The sequence below is a fragment of the Streptomyces sp. NPDC006283 genome (assembly GCF_040613325.1).
GTDB lineage: Bacteria > Actinomycetota > Actinomycetes > Streptomycetales > Streptomycetaceae > Streptomyces.
This window is the reverse complement of record NZ_JBEXRZ010000448.1, coordinates 1-1,702: the sequence shown is the minus strand read 5'-3', so window position 1 is coordinate 1,702 and position 1,702 is coordinate 1. Positions and strand designations below refer to the sequence as shown.

Genomic DNA, 1,702 nt, shown 5'->3' with positions numbered 1-1,702 from the left:
TTGTTGCCGAGGAAGTTACGTGGCCCGATGGTGGTTCGGGTGACGCGGAAGGAAGTGGCCGAGTACTCGGTGTTGATGACCGACAGGCCGTCGGCCGGCGCGCCCGCGTCACAGCTCGGCGAAGACCGCCGACGCGTCGTCGTGGAGCTTCCACCGGATCACCGCCGTACGGGCCTTCGCCGCGGTCTCCAGATCCCGCACCCGGTCGATCAGCCCCTGCGTTCCCTGCTTGCGCAGCAGCGCAACGCACTCTCGCCAGTCGCCCTCGGCGAACATGTCGACCCAGCGGGACGCGCCGTCCGTCAGTGCGGCCAGGGCGCGCACCCGCTCCCGTGGAACGCTGCCCGCGACCGCGCGCAGCGCTACCGACGGATCGGCCGCCGCAGTGAAGAACCCGCCCTCCGTGTTCCGCAGCGCGTCGGCCGACGCATGGGTGCGCAGCGCCTCGCGCGGCAGGCGGTCCAGACGGTCGTCGAGCACCGCGCCGACCGTGCCCTCCGGTGACTCCAGAAGCAGGGTGGAGTCGGACAGGACCAGATACTCGACCTCCTCCTCCGGCCCGCCCCAACGCGCCAGGACCACGGTCGCCTGCGGCGTGCGAACGTGAGAAAGGTCACAGGTGTCGCGGTGGGCGTCCGCGGTGCGCCGGATTGACTCCGCGAGGACCTCTCGAAGTGTGAGATCGCGCCGCGAACCGGACAGTTCGACCAGTGCGCCCCCGAGCCGGGCGGTGAACCACGGCACGCCGTGCACGCATCCCGCGTCGCCGGAGGGAGGCGTGACGCCGTCCAGCGCCACCACCGTTCCGCCCTGGCCCGAGGCAGGCAGGGCCACGGACACCCAGTCCTCGTTGGGGCGTTCGGGCGAGCCGGGGGAGGTGGCGAGTTCGATACGCATGAAGCCAGTCTGCATGAGACCTTCACAAGGTCCCCGCGCACCGGCAATCGGTACGTACCAGCAGGTCAGACGGGTGCTTCGCCCGGAATGGCGCGCTGTGCGAAGGTGCGGGCGCGCATCCTGCCAAAGGGTGGCCGGAAGGTCCAACCCGGGGGTCCTGGAGGGGCCGTACGCGCGCTCCTGGGAGTTGTTCCCCAACTCCTGAGTGTTGTTCACTCGTTCGGGTGGCGGAGCGGCCGATGCACGCCTCCCTCCCAAAAGCGCTGGAATGGTCGGAAGCCGTACCAGGGGTGGGGCTTACGTGTGTGACCGGTCGTCATCTCTGCTTCATGGGTGGACGAGTCAAGCAAGATTGCGAGCACCGGTGCAGAAGAAGCGGCCTCGGGGCAAAGGCGGCAGGCCCACTGGAACCCCGGGAGACCCCCAGGCCCTGGCCACCCCCCAGGAGACCCCGGCACCACGGACACAGGACGGGCACACCGCCGACGGCCCTGCTGAGCAGGCACCGGCAGGGCGGCCCCGGCGGGTGCGCAACCGGCTGGTCGCCGGCGTCGCCGTGGTCGGCCTCGTCGTCGTGGCGGCCGGCACGCCCGGCATCCTCGCCACCTCCGCGGAGCTGACCGAGTCCCAGCGGCTCGTCACCCTCGCCGGACTCGACCGCCAGGCCGTCACCCTCGCCCACTCGCTCGCCGACGAGCGCGACGAGGTCACCGCGTACGTGGGGGGGGGGGCCGGCGGCCCGCGCCGCGCCGCCCCGGACCCCCCCCCCCACACCCCCCCCCCCCCCCCCCCCCTCGTCCCGCCG

At 72.2% G+C, this 1,702-nt stretch carries 1 protein-coding gene and 1 pseudogene; one reads left to right on the top strand and one right to left on the bottom strand.

The window, feature by feature from the left end; all coding sequences use genetic code 11:
- Positions 1-108 precede the first annotated feature (108 nt).
- Positions 109-897, bottom strand: coding sequence for a hypothetical protein (locus ABZ070_RS37180; RefSeq protein WP_356640608.1), 789 nt, complete (start codon positions 895-897; stop codon positions 109-111).
- A gap of 364 nt (positions 898-1,261) precedes the next feature.
- Between ABZ070_RS37180 and ABZ070_RS37175 the strand changes: the two are divergent.
- Positions 1,262-1,702, top strand: a pseudogene (locus ABZ070_RS37175) (hypothetical protein); the annotation flags it as partial.

What these genes read in the sequence shown, in the direction of transcription:
- ABZ070_RS37180 (WP_356640608.1), bottom strand. Translation starts at nt 897, where the DNA reads ATGCGTATCGAACTCGCCACCTCCCCCGGCTCGCCCGAACGCCCCAAC.